Source organism: Streptomyces pyxinae, from assembly GCF_024756275.1.
In the GTDB taxonomy this organism is placed as follows: Bacteria; Actinomycetota; Actinomycetes; order Streptomycetales; family Streptomycetaceae; genus Streptomyces; species Streptomyces pyxinae.
Map to the genome: position 1 here is coordinate 73,089 of NZ_JANUGQ010000013.1, position 18,262 is coordinate 91,350.

Genomic DNA, 18,262 nt, shown 5'->3' on the forward strand with positions numbered 1-18,262 from the left:
ACGCGCGGTACCCCGCACACCCCGAGGACACGAGAACCACCATGACGACCACCGACCCCGCCACCCTCTTCGAGGAGACCTTCGAGGGCTTCGGCACCGTGCGGATCGCCCCGCTCGACCCGGACCGGGACGCGCCCCTGCTGCACGGCTGGGTGAACCAGGAGCGGGCCCGGTTCTGGGGGATGCGGGAGACCACCGTGGACGAGGTGCGGGAGGTGTACGCCCATCTGGCCTCGCTCACCACCCACCATGCCTACCTGGCCTACCGGGACGGCGAGCCGGTGGCGCTGTTCCAGACCTACGAACCCGCCGCCGACCGGGTCAGCGAGTGCTACGAGGTACGGCCCGGGGACATCGGCTTCCATCTGATGCTGGCGCCCACCGACCGGCCCGAGCACGGTTTCAGCGCCCACCTCATCCGGGCCCTCAAGCGATTCGTGCTGGCCGACCACGAGCGGGCGGTGGCGGAGCCGGACGCCGCGAACCACAAGGCGATCGACCGGCTGCTCCGCAGCGGCTTCGAGGCGGGTCCGGAGGTGGTGCTCCCCGAGGTGGTGCTGCCGGAGGTGCACCTGCCCGAGAAGCGCGCCCGGCTGGTCTTCCTGAGCCGCTGAGCGGCCGGCGCCGCGCAGACTGGCCCGGCACCGGGTTCCGGGGGGGCCGCCCCGGAGCCGCCGGGCGGGCGGCCGCCGGCGGACACCGGACCGGGGCCGGCGCCCGGGGGCCGCCACGACTGCCCCGGCCCGGCCCGGACCAGGCCGTCCCGGACCGGCCAGGCCGCCCCCGGCCCGGGGCTCAGCCCACCACCCGGCCGTTGAGGACCACCCGGCGCGGCGCCGCGAGGGCCCGGACGTCCGCGCGCGGGTCCTCGTCGTAGACCACCAGGTCGGCCGGGGCGCCCTCCTCCAGGGCGGGGCGCCCCAGCCACTCCCGGGCCCGCCAGGTGGTGGCGGCGAGGGCGTCCAGCGGCGGGATGCCCGCCTTGACCAGCTCAGCGACCTCGGCGGCGACCAGTCCGTGGGCCAGCGAGCCGCCCGCGTCCGTACCCACGAAGACCGGGATGCCCGCGTCCCAGGCCGCGCGCACGGTGTCGTACCGGCGCTCGTACAGCCGCCGCATGTGCGCCGCCCAGCGCGGGAACTTCCCCTCCCCGCCCGCCGCCAGATGCGGGAAGGTGGCGATGTTCACCAGGGTCGGCACGATCGCCACGCCCCGCTCCGCGAAGAGCGGGATGGTGTCCTCGGTGAGCCCGGTGGCGTGCTCGACGCAGTCGATCCCCGCCTCCACCAGATCCCGCAGCGACTCCTCGGCGAAGCAGTGCGCGGTGACCCGGGCGCCGAGCCGGTGCGCCTCCGCGATGGCCGCTTCCACCTCGGCGCGCGGCCAGCAGGCGCTGAGGTCGCCCGCCTCGCGGTCGATCCAGTCGCCCACCAGCTTGACCCAGCCGTCGCCGCGCCGGGCCTCCCGGCCGACGTAGGCGACCAGGTCGGCGGGCTCGATCTCATGGGCGTAGTCGCGGATGTAGCGCTTGGTACGGGCGATGTGCCGGCCCGCCCGGATGATCTTCGGCAGGTCGTCCCGGTCGTCGATCCAGCGGGTGTCGGCCGCCGAACCGGCGTCCCGGATCAGCAGGGTGCCCGCGTCCCGGTCGGTGAGTGCCTGCTTCTCGCTGGTGGCCGCGTCCACCGCGCCATGGGCGTCGAGGCCGACATGGCAGTGCGCGTCGACCAGACCGGGCAGCGCCCAGCCGCGTACCGTCCGGACGTCCTCCGCCAGGGCGGGACGGGTGAGGCTGATCCGCCCGTCCACCACCCACAGTTCGTCCCGTACGTCCTCCGGGCCGACGAGCACCCGCCCCGTCACGTGCAGCACCGTGTGATCGCTCATACCGGCACTGTACGAGGCGTCCGGGGCCGCTCTGTAGGCTCGGCCGGGCCCCTGGCCGGACCTCGCGGCCCCGGGCCGGACCCCGCTCCACCCGTCCACGACCACAGCACCACCCGGCCACCCGGCCACGACCGCGGCGCCGCCGTCCGTACCGCGGCACCACCGTCCGTACCTTGGCATCACCGCCCGTACCGCAGCACCACCGTCCCCGCCGCCCGCCGGCCGCACGTCCCGGAAGAGAGCCCACCGTGTCGCATCCCCTTCTCGACCTTCCGCCGCTCACCGCCGCGCGCTTCGCCGCGATCGAGCGGCGGGTGGCCACGCTGCTCGCCACCGACCACGATGTCGTGATCACCCAGGGCGAGGCGCTGCTGCCGCTGGAGGGGTGCGTCCGCTCCGGCGCCCGGCCCGGCTCCACCGCGCTCAATGTGGTGACCGGGCCGTACGGGCAGACCTTCGGCGACTGGCTGCGCGACTGCGGGGCCACGGTGACCGACCTGGAAGTGCCGTTCCACACGGCGGTCACCGCCGAGCAGGTGGAACGGGCGCTCGCCGCCCATCCGGAGACCGACTTCGTCTCGCTGGTGCACGCCGAGGCGGCGACCGGCAACACCAATCCGGTCGCGGAGATCGGTGAGGTGGTACGGGCGCACGGCGCGCTGTTCATGCTGGACGCGGTGGCCTCGGTGGGCGCCGAGCCGCTGCGACCGGACGACTGGGGCGTGGACCTCTGTGTGATCGGCGCCCAGAAGGCGATGGGCGGCCCGGCGGGCGTCTCGGCGGTCTCGGTGAGCGAGCGGGCCTGGGCCCGGTTCGCGGAGAACCCGCGCGCCCCGCGCCGCTCCTACCTCTCGCTGCTGGACTGGAAGGAGCGCTGGATCGACACCGGCCGCAAGGCGCTTCCGCACGCCCCGGCCCAGCTGGAGATGCTCGCCCTGGAGGCGTGTCTGGAGCGGATCGAGAAGGAGGGCACGGGCGCGCTGATGGCCCGGCACGCCTCGGCCGCCGCGGCCACTCGGGCGGGGGTGCTGGCGCTGGGCGGCGGCCTGGAGCCGTATGTCGTCGAGGCCCGGGACGCGGCTCCGGTCGCCACCACCCTGCGCACCTCCGGCGGGGTGAACGCCGCCGAGCTGGTCGCCGCCGCCCTGGTGGCCGACCCGGAGCTGCCGCTGGTCGCCGGGGGCGGGGCGCTGTCCGGGGAGATGGTCCGGGTCAATCACTACGGGCAGCACGCCACCGCGGGCGCGGTCCACTCCTCGCTGGCCGCGCTGGGCACGGCCCTGGCCGAGACGGGCGCCCGGGTGGACGTGGCGGCCGCCCGCCGCGCCGTCACCGAGACCTGGTGACCGGCCGGAGGCGGGCGGGCCGGGGGCGGGCGGGGCTCGCCGTGACCGTCCGGCCGTAGATTCCCGGCCGTGGATCCGGCCCGCCCGCCGTACGGTCACTCGCCGGACGATCACCCGTGACACGAACCGCTGCCCCCGCCGGTACGACCGGCGGGGGCAGCGTGCGTACGGGGAGCGGGGGCGCGGCCGGGAGAAACCGCCGCGCATTCCTCGCCGAACCCCCTGGAATCTTCCGGGAATTCATCCGAGAATAACGGCGCAGTCTTTTACGGGACCTTATCGGTGATTCTCTGCCCACGACCTCCTGCCCCGTATCCCTGGGCTTAAACACCCCACCTCGGAACCGCTTCCCGATCGGTCCGATTTCACGATTCGTACATGAGTCACCGAGGTTACGATCATGTGACCGACTCCACATCGCGCCCATTTTGCCCGGAAAAAACCGGGCATACCTGCACAGATATCAGAGTGGTTCATCTCGGCTCGCGCTCGCGCGATAACACATGGCACGCATTCGCCCAACCCCGTCCGGCGATGCATTTTCAAAAGCCGCTGGGTAAGTTGCAACGACATGACCGCCGCACAAGCAGACCTGGCACGTGCCCGTACCGAATTCGACCGAGCAGTGCCCCCGGCCATCGGTATAGACGCTCCTCGCGTGGAGGACGGAGCCGCGATATGGCGCATCGCCCGCGACTCCGAGGTCCTGGACCTCAATTCCTCCTACAGCTACCTGCTGTGGTGCCGGGACTTCGCCGGTACATCGCTGGTGGCACGCGGCCCCGAGGGCGAGCCCATCGCCTTCGTCACCGGCTATGTACGCCCCGAGCGCCCCGAGACCCTGGTCGTGTGGCAGATCGCCGTGGACCGGGAGCACCGGGGCAAGGGGCTCGCCGGAGTGCTGCTGGACGCGCTCACCAGCCGGCTGGCCGGTCAGGGCGTGCGCACCCTGGAGACGACCGTCACGCCCGACAACACCGCCTCCGACCGGCTCTTCGCCGCGTTCGCGGAGCGGCGGGGGGCGGCCCTGGAGCGCGAGGTCCTCTTCGACGGCGGTCTCTTCCCCGAGGGCACCCACGAGCCCGAGGTGCTGTACCGCATCGCCCCCGTGGCCGCCTGACCCGCGCCTGTCCCCTCCCCCCACGGACTTCCCCGGATCCCTCCGGACCCCCTCGGACGCCCCGGGCCGGGCCCCGGACCGTCCCGGACGCCTCCCGATCCCGGCCGATCCCGTCCGACCCGGTCCGACCGCGTACGAGACGCACCAGACGACGACCCCCACGAGGAGAGAACCCGCTGTGACCATCACCCCGCCCGCCCTGAGTGTTTTCGAGGCCCTGGAGTCGGAGGTGCGCAGCTACTGCCGCGGTTGGCCGGCGGTGTTCGACCGCGCGCAGGGCGCTCATCTGACCGACGAGGACGGCCACACCTACCTGGACTTCTTCGCCGGGGCCGGCTCACTCAACTACGGCCACAACAACCCGGTGCTGAAACGCGCGCTGATCGACTACATCGAGCGCGACGGCATCACCCACGGCCTGGACATGGCGACGACCGCGAAGCGCGCCTTCCTGGACTCCTTCCAGAATGTGATCCTGCGCCCGCGTGACCTGCCGTACAAGGTCATGTTCCCCGGCCCGACCGGCACCAACGCCGTCGAGGCGGCGCTGAAGCTGGCCCGCAAGGTGAAGGGCCGCGAGGCGATCGTCTCGTTCACCAACGCCTTCCACGGCATGTCGCTGGGCTCGCTCGCCGTCACCGGCAACGCCTTCAAGCGCGCCGGCGCGGGCATCCCGCTGGTGCACGGCACCCCGATGCCGTTCGACAACTACTTCGACGGCCAGGTCCCGGACTTCCTCTGGTTCGAGCGGCTGCTGGAGGACCAGGGTTCCGGTCTCAACAAGCCCGCCGCCGTGATCGTCGAGACCGTCCAGGGCGAGGGCGGCATCAACGTGGCCCGCGCCGAGTGGCTGCGCGCGCTCCAGGAGCTGTGCCACCGCCAGGACATGCTGCTGATCGTGGACGACATCCAGATGGGCTGCGGCCGCACCGGCGCCTTCTTCTCCTTCGAGGAGGCGGGCATCACGCCGGACATCGTCACCCTCTCCAAGTCGATCAGCGGTTACGGCCTGCCGATGTCGCTCTGCCTCTTCAAGCCGGAGCTGGACGTCTGGGAGCCGGGCGAGCACAACGGCACCTTCCGGGGCAACAACCCGGCGTTCGTCACCGCCGCCGCCGCGCTCAACACCTACTGGGCCGACGGCCAGATGGAGAAGCAGACCCTCACCCGCGGCGAGCAGGTCGAGCAGGCGCTGCTGTCGATCGCCGACGAGAACTCCGCCGACGGCGCCCACTTCCGCGGCCGGGGCCTCGTCTGGGGCCTGGAGTTCGCGGACAAGGGCCGGGCCGGCCGGATCTGCCGCCGCGCCTTCGAGCTGGGGCTGCTCCTGGAGACCTCCGGCCCGGAGAGCGAGGTCGTCAAGCTGCTGCCGTCGCTGACCATCACCCCGGACGAGCTGGACGAGGGGCTGCGCACCCTGGCCCGCGCGGTGCGCGAGACCGCCTGAGGCGGCCCCGTCCGCCGGCGGCCGGCCACTGACCGCCGGCCGCCCGTCCGGTGCGGCCCCGGAGCCGTACCGGACGTACCGGCAGTACCGGAAAGGCCGTCCGAACCACCGCACCGGCCGGCGCCACCACGCCCGGCCGGGCGGCCCACCACCGTCACACCGGTGAGACGAGGCAACCGTCACACCGGTGTCATGAGGCAACCGTCACACCGGTGACACGAGACCACCGCCATGCCGGTGACATGAGGAAGGGAAACCGCACCACCGTGATCGTCCGCTCCTTCAAGGACATCGAGAACACCGACCGCCATGTGAAGGCGGCTTCCGGCACCTGGGAGAGCAAGCGCATCGTGCTCGCCAAGGAGAAGGTCGGCTTCTCGCTGCACGAGACCGTCCTCTACGCGGGCACCGAGACGTCGATGTGGTACGCCAACCACATCGAGGCCGTGCTGTGCGTCGAGGGCGAGGCCGAACTGACCAACGACGAGACGGGCGAGACGCACTGGATCGAGCCGGGCACCATGTACCTGCTCGACGGCCATGAGCGCCACACCATGCGGCCCAAGACCGACTTCCGGTGCGTCTGCGTCTTCAACCCTCCCGTCACCGGACGGGAGGACCACGACGAGAACGGTGTCTACCCGCTGCTGACCGAGGAGGGCTGACAGTATGACCGCGACCACGACCACCACCACGACGACCGACCTCTACCCCACCCGGGGAGCCGCAGAGGTGATGACCCCGCGCCAGGACCCGGTCGTCTGGGGCACGCCGACCCCCGCCCTGCGGTCGTTCGAGCGCGACGGCTTCCTCGCCGTCGACGAGCTGCTGCCGGAGGACGAGGTCGGGGTCTACCAGGCCGAGCTGAACCGGCTCGTCAACGACCCGGCGATCCGCGCCGACGAGCGCTCCATCGTGGAACCGAAGTCGCAGGACGTCCGCTCGGTCTTCGAGGTCCACAGGATCAGCGAGGTCTTCGCGAACCTGGTGCGCGACGAGCGGGTCGTCGGCACCGCCCGCGAGATCCTCGGCTCCGACGTGTACGTCCACCAGTCCCGGATCAATGTGAAGCCCGGGTTCGGCGCCTCCGGCTTCTACTGGCACTCGGACTTCGAGACCTGGCACGCCGAGGACGGGCTGCCCCGGATGCGTACCGTCTCGGTGTCGATCGCGCTCACCGAGAACCACGACACCAACGGCGGACTGATGATCATGCCGGGCTCGCACAAGACGTTCCTGGGCTGCGCCGGTGAGACGCCCCGGGACAACTACAAGAAGTCGCTCCAGATGCAGGACGCGGGGACGCCCTCGGACGAGGCGCTCACCACGTTCGCGGACGCCCACGGCATCAAGCTCTTCACCGGCAAGGCGGGGTCGGCCACCTGGTTCGACTGCAACGCCATGCACGGCTCGGGCGACAACATCACGCCGTTCCCGCGCAGCAATGTGTTCATCGTGTTCAACAGCGTGGAGAACACCGCGGTGGAGCCGTTCGCGGCTCCGGTCCGGCGCCCGGAGTTCATCGGCGCCCGGGAGTTCACCCCGGTGCGGTGAACCGGGTGAACCGATGAGCCGGTTGCGCGGGCGCACCGCGTACGGGCATGACGGCGGAGGGCGGGACCGGAGATCCGGTCCCGCCCTCCGCCGTGCTCCGGCACCCGCCTCCGGTCAGCGGCCGGCGGCGAGCACCTCCAGCGCCCGGTCCACATCGGCGGCGGAGTTGTAGAGGTGGAAGGAGGCCCGCAGGCCGCCCGCCCGGGCGGAGGTGATCACTCCGGCCCGGAGCAGCTCCGTGTGGCGCTCCGCGAGGCCCGGTACGGAGACCACGACCGAGCCGTCGGCCGGCACCGGCGGACGGCCGAGGGCGGCGAGCCCCGCCCGGAAGCGGGCGGCCAGCGCGGTGGCATGAGCGCCGGCGGCGGCCACTCCGACCTCCTCCAGCAGGGCGAGCGACTGCTCGGCGCCGTAGTACGAGAGATAGGCGGGCGCGTCGTCGTAGCGGCGGGCCGAGCGGGCGAGCCCCGGGATCGGGTCGTACAGACCGGCGTCCGGGTCACCGGCGGCGAACCACCCCGGGTGGTGCGGCGGCAGCGACTCCTGGGCCTCCTCGGTCACGGTGAGGAAGGAGGCGCCGCGCGGGCACATCAGATACTTGAACCCGGCGGTGACGGTGTAGTCGTACGCGCCCGTCTCCAGCGGCAGCCAGCCCATCGACTGGGTCAGATCGACCAGCGTCCGGGCGCCATGGGCGCGGGCCGCCGCCCGTATCGCCGCCAGGTCCGCGATCCGCCCGTCCGCCGACTGCACGGAGGAGAGCGCGACCAGGGCGGTCCCGGGCCGTACGGCGCCGGCCAGCTCCGTCAGCGGGACGAACCGGGTCTTCAGATCGCCACGCGTGGTGAACGGGCTGCTGAGGGAGACGAAGTCGCCCTCCGGGAGCAGGACTTCGGCGCCGGGTGGGAGAGCGGCGGCGACCAGGCCGACATGGCCGGCGACGGAGGAGCCGAGCGCCACCCGGTCCGGGTGCGCTCCGGCGATCCGGCCGAAGGAGGCCCGCACCGCCTCCAGCACCTCGTAACTGCCGGAAGCGCCCGGCCGCCCGGCGGCGAGTTCCCCGGTGAGCGCCGTGATGGCGGCGACGGCCCTGCGGGGCAGCAGCCCGCACGCGGAGGTGTTCAGATAGGTCTGGGCGGGGGCGAACTCGGCGCCTCCGAGGCGGGTCTCCATGCGCCCAGCCTGCGGGGTTGATCAACTTTCCGTCAACGGCGCGCTCCCCGCCGGTGGGCGGCGGGGAGACCGGTGGGCGGGCGCGGAGACCGGTGACGGTGGGCCCGTGATGGCTGGGGGAGGCCGGGTGATGGCGGGAGGGGGAGGCGGGTGGTCGGGGCACCCGCCTCCCCGGGTCCGCTGCCGTGCCCTCGGGGGAGGCCGGCGCGCGGATCGGGGCCACGGCCCGCCGGACTACATCCGGTGGGTGCTGCTCTCCGAGTTCTTGTTCAGCGGCAGGCCGCCGTCGGTGTTGAGCTCGGTGTCCAGCGTGCTGATCTTGCCGAGCACCGGCAGCTCGGAGAGCTTGTCGCCGAGGTCGGCGGCGTGGGCGTTGGGAGTGATCAGCGCGGTGACCACACCGGTGGCGAGCGAGGCGAAGGCGGCCATGGTTCGTTTCTTCATGCCCCTTCAACGCTCCCGGGGCCACCGGAGTCACGTTCCCCTCCCGATTCCCTCCCGACGTGCCCGACCGAGCGGCGGACCGTTCACAGCTCGGACACCGACATGAGGATTGTCTGAAAAGTCGATGGTCCTGGAACGAATCACCGTTCCCCGTTCGTCTCTCCGTACGGCATGAACAAGACGATCAGAAGAGCCGCCGTCTTCTCCCTGCTGCTCGTCCTGGCCCTGCTGGTGCGGGCAACCTGGGTGCAGGCGTATCAGGCGAAGGCGCTCGCGGACGACAAGCGCAACCGGCGCAACATCATGGAGCAGTACGCCCATCCACTGGGCGACATCATCGTGGCCGGGTCACCGGTCACCGGCTCCGCGGAGACCACCAGCGGCGACCTGCGCTGGAAACGCTCGTACAAGGACGGAAAGCTGTACGCGGCGGTCACCGGGTTCAGCTCGCAGGCGTTCGGGGCCACCCAGTTGGAGGGCATCTACTCCAAGGTGCTGGACGGGACCGACACCCGGCTCAAGAACCCGCTGGACGTCCTGACCGGCAAGTCGACCAAGCCCGGCAACGTCCTGACGACCATCGACCCGGCCGTGCAGAAGGCGGGGTACGAGGCGCTGGGCGACAAGATGGGCGCGGCCGTGGCGATCGATCCGAAGAGCGGCCGGATCCTCGGCATGGTCAGCACCCCCTCCTACGACCCGTCCGCCATCGCGGGCGACTCGGCCGGCAAGGCGTGGCGGCAGCTCAACGCCGCCGAGGAGAAGCCGATGGTCAACCGGGCGATCCGGCAGCCGGTGGCCCCCGGGTCCACCTTCAAGCTGGTCGTCGCGGCGGCGGCGCTGGAGAACAAGCTGTACGGCTCCGTGGACGAGCCCACCGACAGCCCGAACCCGTACACCCTGCCCGGCACCCGCACCCCGCTGAGGAACGAGAGCGCCTCGGCGCCCTGTGAGAACGCCTCGCTCCGGACCGCGCTCCGGTACTCCTGCAACAACGTCTTCGGCAAGATCGCCGCCGACCTGGGCAAGGAGAAGGTCAAGGAGATGGCGGAAAAGTTCGGCTTCAACAACGACAAGCAGGACGTGCCGGTACGGGCCTACGCCAGCGTCTACCCGTCCGAGATGGACAAGGCGCAGACCGCGCTGACCGGCATCGGCCAGTTCGACGTGACGGCCACCCCGTTGCAGATGGCCATGGTGTCGGGTGCCATCGCCAACGACGGAGTGCTCTCGGCGCCGTACATGGTCTCCAAGGTGGTGGACGCCAACGGCGACGCCCTGGACTCCTACGGCGATCAGGAGGGCCGGCGGATCATGTCCTCCTCCACCGCCGAGCAGTTGCGCGGTGCGATGGTGACCGTGGTCGAGGAGGGCACCGGCACCAACGCCCGGATCGACGGCGCCGAGGTCGGCGGCAAGACCGGAACGGCCCAGCGCGGCAAGAACAACAGCGAGCCCCCGTACGCCTGGTTCACCTCGTACGCCAAGGACCCGGGCAGCGGCAAGGAGGTGGCCGTCGCGGTGATGGTGGAGAACTCCGACTCCAAGCGCGGCGAGATCAGCGGCAACGGGCTGGCCGCCCCGGTGGCCAAGAAGATGATGAAGGCGGCGCTCAAGTAGAGCCGGTTACCCGGCCACTCGCGCGTGCGCCCGGGTGACTCGCGCGTGGACCTGGTCACTTGTGCGTATGCCGTCACTTGCGCGTACGCCTGGTCACTTGCGCGTGCCCGGCGCGGCGGCCGGCACCCCGGGCGCGGGGGGCCGGCCGCCGCACGGTATGCAGGGGCGGTTGTCTCCGTTGCCCCCGCTCCCTGGAGGAAGTGCCGTGCGGCTGCCCCGTCCCCGTTCCCTGTCCGGCTGGACCATGGCGGTCTTCGGACTGCTCGCCGCGTCGCTGGGCACCGTGGGGCTGGCCGCCCCGGACGCGCTGGTCGCGGTCATGGGCCTGGCCCCGATACCCGGCGCCCGGCGCGCGGCGGGCGACCACACCACGATGTTCCTGACCGCCTCCTCGATGGCCGCGCTCAACATGGGTGTCTACTACCTGCTGGCGGCGCTGGCCGACTGGCGGCCCTTCTTCCGCTGGACGGTGCCCTTCCGGCTGCTGACCTGCGCCGTCTTCACCAGTGCGGTACTGGTCGGGCGCGCCCCGGAGGCGCTCCTGGGGGTCGGCGCCTGGGAGGGCCTCGGCGCCGTGGTCACCGGGCTGGCGCTGCGCCACGAGCGGCGCCGCCCGGGCGGAGGCCCTCTTGACCGGGCCGTTCCCGCTTCCTAGCCTCGCCGTCGGCCGGGCGTGGCCCATACACGTACCCGCGCCGGTGCCCGTGCACGTACTCGTACTCGTACGCACTTACTCGTGCACTTACTCGTACGACCATCTGCCCGGCTGGCAGCTGACGACTGACGGCCGGCCGTCGTTTGTCCGCGTCCAGATGAGGAGTTCCCTACCGTGCCCATCGAGCCCGCCACCCCCGCCGAGTCCCCCCGTACGGTGCTGCTGACCGGGGCCGCGGGCGGGGTCGGCGCCGTCCTCCGGGAGGCGCTGCCCGCCCGGGGGTACGCGCTCCGGCTGCTGGACGTCCGGCCGGTGCCGGGTGAACCGGAGGCGATCACCGCCGACCTGGCGGACCGGGAGGCGCTGCGCGCGGCGGTACGCGGGACGGACGCCATCGTGCATCTGGCGGGCATCTCGCTGGAGGCGTCGTTCGACGCGATCCTGCGGGCCAACATCGAGGGCACGTACCGGCTCTACGAGGCGGCGCGGGCGGAAGGCGTGCGCCGGGTGGTCTTCGCCTCCTCCAACCACGCCGTGGGCTTCGTCCCGCGCCCCCGGGCGGGCGAGGCGCCGATCCCGGTCGCCGCGCCCCGCCGGCCCGACACCTTCTACGGCCTCTCCAAGGGGTTCGGTGAGGACCTGGCCCAGCTCTACTGGGACCTGCACGGGATCGAGACGGTCTCGATACGGATCGGCTCCTGCCTCCCGGCCCCCGTCGACGTGCGCCAGCTCTCCCTCTGGCTCAGCCCCGGTGACGCGGGCCGGCTCTTCCACGCGGCGCTCACCGCGCCGGACGTCGGGCACACGGTGGTGTACGGCTCCTCCGCCAACACCCGGCTCTGGTGGGACCTGTCGAGCGCCCGCGCCCTCGGCTACGAACCGCTCGACGACTCGGAGCCGTACGCCGCCCGGCTCCTCGCCGAACAGGGCGAACTCTCCGAGACCGACCCGGCCCACACCCGGCTGGGCGGTGCCTTCACCACCGACCCGCCGAGGTGGCGGGAGTGAGCAGGGGGCGGACCGGGGGCCGTTCCCGGGGAGGCGGGCCGGGGCCGTTCGGGGGACGCGGAACGGGCGGGCGCGGGTAAGGGAACGGCAAAGCGGAGTCGCTCGTTACCCCTGGCATGACCGCAATGACCCCCGGTTCGAACATCCCGCTCAGCGCCGCGCGGGTGACGGTGGACGTCACCGCACCCGTGCGGCTGGACGTCTCCGGCCTGCTGCTCACCGCCGCCGGCAAGGTGCGCTCCGACGACGACTTCATCTTCTACAACCAGCCGTCCGGGCCGGGCGTGAGTTACCGTTCCGGCGGCGGTGCCGCACCCGACGCGATCACGGTGGACACCACCGCCGTGCCGGACGGGATCGAGAAGATCGTCGTGACCGCGAGCCCGGACGCGGCGGGACAGACCTTCCAGGGCGTCGAGCCCACCGCCACCCTCCGGGACGCCGACAGCGGCGCCGTCCTCGCCACCTTCACCCCGCCCGGCCTCGGCACCGAGACGGCGCTGGTGGTGGCCGAGGTCTACCGGCGGAACGGCGCCTGGAAGGCCCGCGCGGTGGGCCAGGGGTACGCCAACGGGCTGGCCGGCATCGCCACCGACTTCGGTGTCTCGGTGGAGGACGAGGCGCCGGCCGCCCCCGCCGCCGCTCCGGCCCCCGCGGCCCCCGCCCCGGTAAGTTCCGCCCCGGCGGCACCGCCCGCACCGGCGGCCCCGGCTCCGGCCCCGGTGGACCCCCGGGTGAGCACGCCCCCGCCGCCGGCCGCTCCCCCGGCCCCGGCGCCCGCCGCACCCGGCAGCGGGAAGATCAACCTGGACAAGGGCCGGGTCAGCCTCACCAAGAACCAGACCGTCTCCCTGGTCAAGGGCGGCCGTCCGCTGCTCTCCCAGGTGAAGATGGGCCTCGGCTGGGAGCCCGCGTTCCGGGGCCGGGACATCGACCTGGACGCCTCGGTGATCGCGTACGGACCCCGGCGGGACCACATCGACAGCTGCTACTTCGGCAAGCTGACCATCCTCAACGGCGCGGTGAAGCACTCCGGCGACAATCTGACCGGTGAGGGCGCGGGCGACGACGAGGTGATCGTGGTCGACCTCGGCCGGCTGCCCGCCGAGGTGACCGGCCTGGTCTTCACGGTGAACTCCTTCTCCGGCCAGAAGTTCACCGAGGTGGCCAAGGCGTACTGCCGGCTGCTGGACGCCGCGACCGGCGAGGAGCTGGTCCGCTTCGAGCTGACCGGTGCCGAGCCGCAGACCGGTGTGCTGATGGCCAAGCTGATCCGGCAGTTCTCCGGCGAGTGGGAGATGACCGCGATGGGCGACTTCGTGAAGTCCCGCACGGTCCGGGGCATGGTGAAGCCGGCCGCCCAGGCGCTCTGACCGCCGGGGCCAGTCGGTACCGGCGGGGCGGCGCCCGGGGTTTCCGGCGGGGCGGCGCCCGGGGTTTCCGGCGGGGCGGCGCCCGGGGCCGTACAGCCCCGGGCGCCGCCCCACCGCGTGCGCCGCCGGTGCCTCAGCCGGCGTAGACGTCCTCGGTGTACCGCCCCTCGGCGGCGAGGCCGTCCAGCCACCGCTGGGCGTCCGCCTCCCCGGCCCCCGGGGTGTGCCGGAGGTACACCGTCCGCAGCGCCGCCCGGACGCCCGGCGCCATCCGGGCGCCGTCCCCGCAGACGTACACCCCGGCGCCCGCCTCAAGCAGGGGCCACAGCTCGGCCGCCTCCGCCTCGATCCGGTGCTGGACGAACCGGTGCCCGGCGACCGGGGCGGCGCTGAAGGCCGGGCGCAGCTCCACCGCGCCCGCCGCCTCGGCCGCCCGCAGCTCCTCGGCGTGCAGATAGTCGGCGTCCGGCGCGTCACAGCCGACGTAGCAGAGCAGCCGCCCGTACGGACCCGGGGCCGCCGGGTTCGCGGGCGCCAGCTCCGGGACCGCCGGGTTCGCGGGCGCCGTTTCCCCGGCCGCCGGGTTCGCGGCGAGCAGCGCCCGGCGGTCCGCGATCACGCCCCGGAAGGGCGCCAGGCCGGTGCCGGCGGCGATCAGGATCAGCGGCCGGGGCCCGTGCTCCACCCGGAAGGCGTCCCGGCACGGCTGGAGGCGGGCGAGCACGGTGTCCCCCGGGTTCAGCGCGGCCAGATGGGCCGAGCCGGTGCCCGGCCGTTCCGGCGCCACCGAGACCATCAGGTCGAGATGGCCGGGGTCCACGGCGGGCGAGGAGGAGACCGAGTAGGTGCGCGGCCGCATCGGCGGCAGCAGTTCGAGGAGTTCCGCCCAGTCCAGCGCCTCCCGCAGCGCCGGGTAGGTGGTGAGCAGCTCGGGCAGGGTCGCCGGTCCCGGTCCGTCTCCCGCCTCGGCGGCGAGGGCGGCGAGCGCGGCCCGCTCCGGCGGGCACGGGTTGAGCGCGGCGAGCCGGGCCAGCCGGTCGCCGCCCGGCCGGTGGCCGAGGTCCAGATGGTGGGTGAGCAACTCCCGTACGGTCAGCGGTCGGTCCACCGCCAGTGGGCCGCGCCCGGGGCGGGCCGGGGCGAGGCTCAGCAGGGTGTCCGGGTCGGCGCCGAGCAGCGCGGCGGTACGGGTGACCCGCTCGGGCGCGTTGGCGGGCAGCACGGTGAGATGGTCGGCGGTGCGGTAGGCAGCGCCCGCCGGGAGCGCCAGCCGTACCAGCCGCTTGACGCGCGGATAGCCGGGCGCGGTGAGGTCCCGGCTCGCGGTGACGGTCATCGGGACCAGGCCGTACCGGGCGGCTGCCGCGTCCAGGGGGCCGCCGGTCAGCTCGGTGACGGTGTACGCGGGGCCGGTGGCCGGAGCGTCGGTGCCGGTGACGGCACCGGGAGCAGCAGCGGCAGCGGGGGCGCCGGCCGACTCCGGGTCGCCGTACCGCTCAAGCAGCCGGGCGCGGAGGGCGGCGGCGAAGGCCCGTACCCCGGCGGCCAGGTCCCCGGCGGCGTCCGCCACGCCCCGGTCGGCCAGCCGGACGCCGCCCAGCTCGGCCAGCCGGGTGTCGATCAGGGTCGGGACGCGCTGGTAGGTGGCGGCCCAGGTGCGGTCGCCCACGCCCAGCACGGCGTACGGCACCCCGGCGGCCGCGCCCGGCTCGGCCCGCTCCAGCCACCCGGTGAACCGGGCCGCGTCATCGGTGGGGCGGCCGTTGTAGGAGGCGGCGACGATCACCACGGGCCGCTCCTCGCCGGCCGGGCCCCGGTCCGGCACCCCGTCCGGGTAGTCGTCCAGCGGCGCCACCTCGGTCGTACAGCCCAGCGCCTCGCCCAGTTCGGCCAGTTCGGCCGCGAAGCCCCGGCAAGTGCCGTAGTTGGAGCCGTGCAGCACCAGCAGCCCGGTGCCCGGCCGCACCCGGGCGGGCCCGTGCCCGGCGTCCGTCCCGGTGGTGGCGTCCGTCCCGGTGCCGGCCGGTCCGCCGGGGGCCGGGGCGGCCGGAGCGGTACGCGCCAGGGCCCGGCGGTCGGCGGCGGTGCGGGGCCGGAGGGTCAGCGTGAGCCCCTCGGGCTTGAGGGTCAGCGATTCCTTGACCCGCAGCCGGTAGCCCGCGTGGTCCAGCGGCCGGTAGCGGTGGACCAGCAGCGCGAGCAGCATGGTCGCCTCGTGCAGTGCGAACTGCCTTCCGATGCAGGCTCGTTCGCCGGTGCCGAACGGCTTGTAGGCGTGCACCGGCCGGTCCGCCTCCGCCTCGGGCGCGAAGCGGTCCGGGTCGAACAGCTCCGGGTTGTCGCCCCAGACCGGCGCCCGGTGCAGCATCGGGGCCGCCACGATGGCCCACTCCCCGGCGCGCAGTGGGATCCGGCCGCCGAGCAGGGTGTCCCGGCGGGCCCGGCGGCCGAACGCGGCGGCCGTGGGCCAGAGCCGCAGCGCCTCGTTGAGCGCCTGCCGGGTGCGGCGGAGCAGCCCGATCTCGGCGAACTCCGGCTCGGGGTCGGCCGTGTCGCCCCAGAGGGCGTCCACCTCCCGCTGCACGGCCCGCAGTTCGGCCGGGTGCCGGACGAGGTAGTGGAGGGCGAAGGAGAGGGCGCCCGAGGTGGTCTCATGGCCCGCGATCAGGAAGGTGATGACCTGGTTGCGGATGTTGGCGTGGTCCAGGGTGGTGCCGTCGGCGGGATGGACGGCCCCCAGCATCAGCCCCAGCAGGTCCTCGGCCGGCGCCTCCGCCGCACCGCCCGAGCCGGCGTCCCGGCCGTCCGCGCCTGTCCCGCCACTCCCGGCATTCCCGCCGTCCGCAGCGCTCGTGCCGGTCCCGCCGCCGCTCCCGGCCCGGTTGGCGATCACCTCGTCCACCACCGAGGCCAGATAGTCCGCGTCCGCCCGGAACGCCTCGTCCTGCTCGGTGTAGTCGATCCCGGGCACCCGGCCCAGCCGGTTCATGCTCCACTCCAGGCAGCGGACCATCGCCCGGACGAAGGGATGGCCCTCGGGGCGCTCGAAGGAGCCGAAGTCGTAGCCGAAACCGGCGAGTCCGATGGTGTCCAGGGTCATCCGGGTCATGTCCTCGGCCACGTCCACCGGCTGTCCGGCCGCCATCCGCGCGTCCCAGGAGCGGATCAGCCGCCGGGCGACCCGCAGCATCACCGGGTGGTAGGTGCGCATCGAGCCCAGCGCGAAGGCGGGCATCAGGATGTCGTGCGCCTTGGCCCAGTTGGGCTCGTCGTCATAGGCGGTGAAGAGGCCGTCGGCGGTGAACTCGCGGACGTTCTCCAGCGCCGGGCCGACCTGTTTGGCGAACCGTTCCTCGTCGCACAACTCCGCGACCAGCTCCGGGTCGGAGACGAAGAGCACGTCGCGGCCGTGCAGCCGGCGCCGCAGCACCGGCCCGTGCTCGCGCATCAGCTCCATGATCTGCTGGACCGGGGTGTCCGTGGGGCCGACGGCGGAGATGTCCACCAGGGGCACGCCCGACTCGGCGTCCACCTCGACGGTGACCTCGGGCACGCCGGGGGAGCCGTCCCCGGTGCCGCCGGGCAACACGGCTGCGGGCGCGCCGGATTCGGGCGCCCCGGACGGGACGGGTACGGGAAGGGTGGGTGCGGGTGTGTCGCTCATGGCCCCAGCGTCGGGCCGCCGACCCGGCCGTCCGGGCCACCGGGCTACATGATTGTGTAGCCGGAAGGAGCCCGGCGCCCTTGCGGTCCGCGTGCTCCTGTGCGCAGGACATGGCGAGGGGCGTACGGAGAGCGCGTACACAGGGCGCGTACGGACGGCTTGCGGAGGACATGCGGAGGGCGGGCGCGGGGCGCCTCATCGGCGGGAAGGGGCAGGGCGGTTGAAGGAGGCGCACGAGATCCTGGACACCGGCACCCTCTTCGACTGGCGCAACCGGGCGCTGTTGGTCTTCGACCGGGTGCCGGTGCCCATCGCGGTCTGCCGCACCGACGGGCGGATCCTGCTGGCCAACCCCGCGATGGCCGCCGAATGGGGGACACGGCCCGGGGAGTTGCCGGAGCGGAACGTGCTGGAGCTGTTCCACCCCCGGGCCGCCGACGAGGTGCACCGGATCGTGGACGCGGTGCGCCGGGGCCACCGGTCGCGCTATCCGGTCCGGGTGAGCTGGTCGGCGCCGGACGGCCGGGAGCGGTACGGCGAGCTGACCGCCGACACGGTGAGCGACACGGCCGACGCCCCGCTCTGGCTGCTGGTGCTGGTCCGGGTGCTGGGCGAGCACCGGCCGCGCCCGTCCCGGGGGCCGGACGACACCGGTCCGCTGGAGCGCCGGATCCTGGCGCTGGCGGCGGCCGGCGCGACGACCGAGCGGATCGCCCGGTCGGTCGGCCTCACCGTGGACGGGGTCAACTACCACCTGACCCGGCTCTCCCGCCGCTGGTCCGTCCCGAACCGTACGGCCCTGGTCGCCCGCGCCTATGTGCTGGGCGTCCTGGACCCGGACGCCTGGCCTCCGGAGCCGGCCCGGGACCCGCGCCCGGACCCGCCTCCGGGGGCGCCCTGAGACCCGCCCCGGAAGCAGCCCCGGGTGTGAACGCGCTCTCCCCAACCGGCACCCGTACGGGTGAGAATCC

Annotated in this window: 15 protein-coding genes; 11 read left to right on the forward strand and 4 right to left on the reverse strand. The window is 73.4% G+C overall.

Translation table 11 applies throughout. The features are described from left to right. Window positions 1–41 precede the first annotated feature (41 nt). Window positions 42–614 (forward strand): GNAT family N-acetyltransferase, encoded by a 573-nt coding sequence (locus NX801_RS16770; protein ID WP_258788541.1) that lies wholly within the window; start codon window positions 42–44, stop codon window positions 612–614. A 181-nt stretch (window positions 615–795) separates the two neighbouring features. On the opposite strand, the gene NX801_RS16775 is transcribed toward NX801_RS16770, so the two are convergent. Continuing rightward, complete coding sequence (locus NX801_RS16775; protein ID WP_258788542.1) at window positions 796–1,887, reverse strand: amidohydrolase family protein; 1,092 nt, start codon at window positions 1,885–1,887, stop codon at window positions 796–798. 248 nt (window positions 1,888–2,135) lie between these two features. Here NX801_RS16775 and NX801_RS16780 point away from each other — a divergent pair, with 248 nt between their 5' ends. The 5 genes from NX801_RS16780 (at window position 2,136) to thpD (ending at window position 7,354) form a co-directional block, all read left to right on the forward strand. Next, the gene (locus NX801_RS16780; protein WP_258788543.1) at window positions 2,136–3,233 is read left to right on the forward strand and encodes a pyridoxal-phosphate-dependent aminotransferase family protein; all 1,098 of its coding nucleotides are present in this window, start codon (window positions 2,136–2,138) and stop codon (window positions 3,231–3,233) included. A gap of 571 nt (window positions 3,234–3,804) precedes the next feature. Further along, entirely contained in the window at window positions 3,805–4,353 is a 549-nt protein-coding gene (ectA, locus tag NX801_RS16785; protein ID WP_258788544.1) for a diaminobutyrate acetyltransferase, read from the forward strand. Between the two features lie 178 nt (window positions 4,354–4,531). Beyond that, the gene (ectB, locus tag NX801_RS16790) at window positions 4,532–5,800 is read left to right on the forward strand and encodes a diaminobutyrate--2-oxoglutarate transaminase (RefSeq protein ID WP_258788545.1); all 1,269 of its coding nucleotides are present in this window, start codon (window positions 4,532–4,534) and stop codon (window positions 5,798–5,800) included. Window positions 5,801–6,066: 266 nt separating this feature from the next. Further along, window positions 6,067–6,465 (forward strand): ectoine synthase, encoded by a 399-nt coding sequence (locus NX801_RS16795; protein WP_156695024.1) that lies wholly within the window; start codon window positions 6,067–6,069, stop codon window positions 6,463–6,465. A gap of 4 nt (window positions 6,466–6,469) precedes the next feature. Further along, window positions 6,470–7,354 carry an ectoine hydroxylase gene (gene thpD / locus NX801_RS16800; RefSeq protein ID WP_258788546.1) on the forward strand — a complete coding sequence of 295 codons (885 nt, stop codon included), beginning with the start codon at window positions 6,470–6,472 and terminating at the stop codon, window positions 7,352–7,354. A 114-nt stretch (window positions 7,355–7,468) separates the two neighbouring features. On the opposite strand, the gene NX801_RS16805 is transcribed toward thpD, so the two are convergent. Continuing rightward, window positions 7,469–8,527, reverse strand: a complete 1,059-nt coding sequence (locus NX801_RS16805) for an aminotransferase class V-fold PLP-dependent enzyme (RefSeq protein ID WP_258788547.1) — start codon at window positions 8,525–8,527, stop codon at window positions 7,469–7,471. A gap of 234 nt (window positions 8,528–8,761) precedes the next feature. Then, window positions 8,762–8,971 (reverse strand): hypothetical protein, encoded by a 210-nt coding sequence (locus tag NX801_RS16810; protein ID WP_258788548.1) that lies wholly within the window; start codon window positions 8,969–8,971, stop codon window positions 8,762–8,764. A gap of 171 nt (window positions 8,972–9,142) precedes the next feature. On the opposite strand from NX801_RS16810, the gene NX801_RS16815 reads away from it, so the two are divergent. The 4 genes from NX801_RS16815 to NX801_RS16830 all read left to right on the forward strand — a co-directional run bounded on the left by NX801_RS16815 (window position 9,143) and on the right by NX801_RS16830 (window position 13,627). Further along, on the forward strand, window positions 9,143–10,591 hold the full coding sequence (locus tag NX801_RS16815) for a peptidoglycan D,D-transpeptidase FtsI family protein (protein WP_258788549.1): 1,449 nt from the start codon (window positions 9,143–9,145) through the stop codon (window positions 10,589–10,591). Window positions 10,592–10,835: 244 nt separating this feature from the next. Further along, window positions 10,836–11,246 (forward strand): hypothetical protein, encoded by a 411-nt coding sequence (locus NX801_RS16820; RefSeq protein ID WP_428986169.1) that lies wholly within the window; start codon window positions 10,836–10,838, stop codon window positions 11,244–11,246. A gap of 174 nt (window positions 11,247–11,420) precedes the next feature. Beyond that, entirely contained in the window at window positions 11,421–12,254 is an 834-nt protein-coding gene (locus NX801_RS16825) for an NAD-dependent epimerase/dehydratase family protein (RefSeq protein ID WP_258788550.1), read from the forward strand. Between the two features lie 116 nt (window positions 12,255–12,370). Further along, window positions 12,371–13,627 carry a TerD family protein gene (locus NX801_RS16830; protein WP_258788551.1) on the forward strand — a complete coding sequence of 419 codons (1,257 nt, stop codon included), beginning with the start codon at window positions 12,371–12,373 and terminating at the stop codon, window positions 13,625–13,627. A 133-nt stretch (window positions 13,628–13,760) separates the two neighbouring features. Here the strand turns inward: NX801_RS16830 and NX801_RS16835 are convergent, their stop codons facing one another. After that, window positions 13,761–17,291, reverse strand: coding sequence for a cytochrome P450 (locus NX801_RS16835; RefSeq protein WP_258788552.1), 3,531 nt, complete (start codon window positions 17,289–17,291; stop codon window positions 13,761–13,763). A 220-nt stretch (window positions 17,292–17,511) separates the two neighbouring features. Between NX801_RS16835 and NX801_RS16840 the strand changes: the two genes are divergently transcribed. Beyond that, window positions 17,512–18,192 carry a PAS domain-containing protein gene (locus NX801_RS16840; RefSeq protein WP_258788553.1) on the forward strand — a complete coding sequence of 227 codons (681 nt, stop codon included), beginning with the start codon at window positions 17,512–17,514 and terminating at the stop codon, window positions 18,190–18,192. The last annotated feature ends 70 nt before the right edge of the window (window positions 18,193–18,262 follow it).